Below are 4,217 nucleotides of genomic sequence, written 5' to 3' on the forward strand. Positions count from 1 at the left end.
GCAGCTCGAATGGAAGCTGGAAGCGATCCAGGAGCAGCGCGACGCGGTGCAGCGGATGTATGAGGACGGAACTTTGCGCCGCAGAGCGACCGCCCAATTGCGCTGGTTCGTGGATGAACTGGAAATGTCGATTTGGGAGGATTAGAGATGAACCGCGAAGGACTGTCTTTCGTCGAGATCGGAGAAGAACATTTGGCCGAAGCGACGGAGATTTATAACTATTATGTGCTGAATACAACCGTGTCGTTTCACACCGACCGGCTGACGGTACAGGAGATGAAACGGAACATGCTGACCGGCGATCCCCGGTTTAAATCCTACGCGATCATGCTGGGAGGGGAAATGCAGGGATATGTATTGATTACCAGACACAAGAACAAGCAGGCTTATGACGTGACCGGTGAAATCAGCGTGTACCTGAAGCCGGAATGTACGGGCAAAAGAGTGGGAAGGCCAGCATTGGCCTTTATCGAGCGGATGGCCGCCGAACACGGTTTTCATACGCTTGTGGCGACTGTATGCTCGGAGAATAACCCCAGCCGTTCCTTTTTCGAGAGCAACGGTTATGAGCAGAGCGCCTACTATAAGGAAATTGGCCGTAAATTCGGCCGCTGGCTGGACATCGTCGTGTATCAAAAAAGAGTCGAAGGCAGAACCGCCTGATATTTGCGGTCAGCGTCTGCCGCAGCATAAGCCGTCCTTCCATGGATCAGAATCCAGGGCAGGACGGCCTTGTTGTTTCGGAGCGGTCGTCACCAGCACCGGCTCCTCCGCCCGGCACTTAGCTTTCCGCGAAGAGCTCTTTAGCTCTTGCTGCGGTGGAACAAAGCGGCAGGTCGCGATGGAGCCTTTGCCTAAATTGATCGTAGAAGCGTCTTGTTACCAACTTCTCTTTATCCGTTGCAAACAGCTGTTTTCGTTAGACGGCGGGTTTCTTCTCTTTGTGATTAGACGTTGTACTGGGGGTGCTTGAATCTACCCGGAAATGGTGCTCTTGCACTGGTCCTTCCTGTAAATAAGACGTATGCCCATGTGCATTCGCACAGGTAAAGTCACTCCATAACACATACTGATAAATAGAAAATGGAGGCTGGTAACACCTATTCTAATAAAACCGGGAATACACCGGAGATGGAACGCACTTGGGCATACTCCTCCCGAGTCCATTCATATAAGGAGGGAAACGTAGTGGCTGTAAACCCCGCGGACCCTAACACGATACCGAAGTTTGTCGATCTCCTGCCGATTCCGCCGATTCTACGGCCTGTAAAAAGGATCAAGGGAAAACCTTTCTATGAAGTGCGAATGCAGCAGGACCAACAGCAAGTCCACCGTGATTTCCCACCCACGACAATCTGGGGATATAACGGTATGTGGCCGGGACCAACGATCGTGGCACGCCGGAATCAGCCTATTAAAGTACACTGGATCAACGATCTACCGACGAAATCTCTGCTAACGGTGGACCACAGCATCCACGGTGCCGAATCCTTACATCCTGGAGGCTCTGTCCCTACTGGTGCTGAAACGACATTCCGGCCTGATGTACGAAACGTCGTGCACCTGCATGGAATCAACGCCCCTGCGGTTTATGACGGGACACCGGACCAGTGGTATGCGCCCGGCCTGACTCAGATCGGGCCACTGTTCAAGACCGATGTTTACAAGTATCCTAACCGTCAGCCGGCCGCACAGCTGCACTATCATGATCATGCCATCGGTGTGACCCGGCTGAATGTATATTCCGGCCTGCAAGGCTTCTATTTCATACGCGACCTGATCGAAGAGAAGCTGCCGCTGCCCAAAATTCCGTTCGAAATCCCGATCTTGATCACCGACCGCCAGTTTAATTCTGATGGATCGCTCTTCTATCCTGCTCACTGGGAAGCACAGTTCTTGGCTAATACGATCGCGGTCAACGGAAAGCTCTGGCCTTACTTGAACGTAGAGCCTCGGCGTTATCGGTTTCGTATTCTGAACGGCGCCAATTCCAGATTTTTCACCCTAAAGCTTGACTCGAATCTCCCCTTCGTCGTGATCGGAACAGACGACGGACTCATGGAACGTCCCGCTGTCGTGGAGGAGTTCACACTTGCCCCTGGAGAACGAGTAGATGTTATCGTCGACTTCACAAGTCGGGAAAATAACACGTTCACGCTAACGAACAGCGCTCTTGCGCCGTTCAATGTCGGCCTTCCGCCCGATCCGAACACCACCGGGGTAGTGATGCAGTTTCGAGTGAACCTGCCCTTATCCAGTAAAGATCGTACCTCTATTCCTAAGCGTTTGACGAAACTTCATCATCTGAATCCTCGCAAAGTGGCCAAAATCCGGGATCTAACGCTGAACGATGGAACGGAACAAATGGACGGAGAAGAACGTGCGATTGTCATGCTGGGCACCCGTAATCTGACAGGAAAAACCCAGCCTTATCTCGAGGTCACTGAAAAAGTCTCTTCAAAAAATACGCGAAAAAAAACGAGCCTCTAGAATCGTTTCTAAGGCTCGTTTTGCGTTCCGGGAATCATATTTGACCCCCTCAAAATGTTGAATTTCTAAAAATCAAGTAGTTTTTCAGTGCCCTCCCTTATCTCTGGGGTGACAATACGACCGAATACCCTGTCCTAAATACAGTTGAGATCTGGCGCCTGATCAACACGTCTCCTGGTACTCATCCGATACATCTCCACCTGGTCCGTTTTCAGATCTTGGATCGGCAGCCCTTCGACCTAGAGCGATTCGAGAAAGCGGGTGAACTTGTCTTTACAGGGCCGCCGATGCCGCCGGATTCGTACGAGCGCGGGTTTAAGGATGTCGTTCGGGCCAACCCGGGCGAGGTGACCCGAATTATCGCACGGTTCGGCGACTACTTCGGCCCCTATGTCTGGCACTGCCATATTCTTGAACACGAAGAGAACGAAATGATGCGGCGTATGGAAGTCGTGAAACCCGGTTGCCTGGCTTTCGAACCGGCGGCAAGCAGCGCACCGGCAGTCACCGTCAAAAGAAAGACAAGAAAGCGGTGGAGAGCTGCAAAGCGAAAGTACCGACGGGTGTTGCGAAACAAACGTTTATCGGCGAATCGCAAACGGAAGGCATAATGCTCATGAAACAGCTGGGATATCCCGGCTGTTTTTATTTAGGCTTTAGCCAGTTGAGCTCGCGAAGCGTGCGAAACAAAAAACCACCCGCTATTCACCTGAACTCATTCGATATATTAGAGTTGTTCAAGCGATATTCTAAAGCGATTGTGCGGATACAAAGGAGTAGAGATTATCGCCCGGCTCCTCCGCCCGGCACTTAGCTTTCCGCGAAGAGCTTTAGCTCTTGCTGCGGCGGAACATCTGCCCCAGTACCTCGCTGAGTACAAGTCCCGTGGCAATGGCTCCCGACAGCAGGAGTGCCTGAACGGCAGTCTGCAGCGCGGTCGTATAATCGTCCTCGACGAACCTGCGCATGGCATCATAGGCGAGACCGCCCGGAACAAGCGGAATAATACCGCCTACGCTGAAGATGATGACCGGCATTTTGAAGGACCTGGCAAAAATCTGGCTGACCACCCCAACGACGACTGTGGCAAAGAAGGTAGCCACGACGGATTTCCAATGAGGATCGAGCAGCAGGTATACCATCCAGCCCAGCATTCCGGCGATTCCGCATTGAAGCAGCGTGCGTCTGGGCGTATTAAACAGGATGCAGAACATGGCGGAGGCGATAAAGCTCGTAATAAGCTGCAAAATCATGATAGTTCTCCTCTGAAGTAAGACTACGAAACGAAGGACAGCACAAGCCCGATCCCGGTTCCGATGGCAAAAGCGGTCAGGAACGCCTCGGCTCCCTTGGACAGTCCCGATATAAGATGGCCGGCCATCAGGTCTCTGACGGCGTTCGTAATCAGCAGTCCCGGAACGAGCGGCATGACGGAGCCGATGATAATCTTATCCGTCTCCGCGCCGATGCCGGCTTGAACGAACAGGAAGGACAGCAGTCCAATCAGAGCAGACGCGGTGAGCTCGGCAAAAAATTTAACCTGGACCAGCCTTTGCAAATAAAGCACGGAGGCGTAGCCGAGTCCCGATACGAACAGCGCGGGCAGGGCGTCCCAGAAGCTCCCCTTGAATATGATGGTGAAGCAGCCGCCCGCCAGGGCCGCCGCCATAATCTGGAGCCAGGCCGGATAGGCATGCGCCGCGTCATCCACCAAGGCCAGCCGCTCC

Annotated in this window: 4 protein-coding genes and 1 pseudogene; 3 read left to right on the forward strand and 2 right to left on the reverse strand. The window is 52.9% G+C overall.

All coding sequences use genetic code 11. The annotated features are described in order from the left end of the window. The first annotated feature begins 147 nt into the window (after positions 1–147). From L691_RS0108295 to L691_RS28320, 3 genes and pseudogenes are all read left to right on the forward strand, one after another. Entirely contained in the window at positions 148–663 is a 516-nt protein-coding gene (locus tag L691_RS0108295) for a GNAT family N-acetyltransferase (RefSeq protein ID WP_025689930.1), read from the forward strand. A gap of 525 nt (positions 664–1,188) precedes the next feature. Beyond that, positions 1,189–2,490: a multicopper oxidase family protein gene (locus L691_RS28315; RefSeq protein WP_051459332.1), complete on the forward strand. Its 1,302-nt coding sequence runs from the start codon at positions 1,189–1,191 to the stop codon at positions 2,488–2,490. 104 nt (positions 2,491–2,594) lie between these two features. Further along, positions 2,595–3,101 (forward strand): annotated as a pseudogene (locus L691_RS28320) (multicopper oxidase domain-containing protein); the annotation flags it as partial. Positions 3,102–3,320: 219 nt separating this feature from the next. Here the strand turns inward: L691_RS28320 and L691_RS0108305 are convergent. Next, on the reverse strand, positions 3,321–3,743 hold the full coding sequence (locus tag L691_RS0108305) for a threonine/serine exporter family protein (protein WP_025689932.1): 423 nt from the start codon (positions 3,741–3,743) through the stop codon (positions 3,321–3,323). A 23-nt stretch (positions 3,744–3,766) separates the two neighbouring features. Further along, a partial coding sequence (locus L691_RS0108310) for a threonine/serine exporter family protein (RefSeq protein ID WP_025689934.1) occupies positions 3,767–4,217 on the reverse strand: 451 nt, incomplete at its 5' end.

Origin of the sequence: Paenibacillus zanthoxyli JH29 (assembly GCF_000520715.1) — a bacterium.
In the GTDB taxonomy this organism is placed as follows: Bacteria; Bacillota; Bacilli; order Paenibacillales; family Paenibacillaceae; genus Paenibacillus_AQ; species Paenibacillus_AQ zanthoxyli.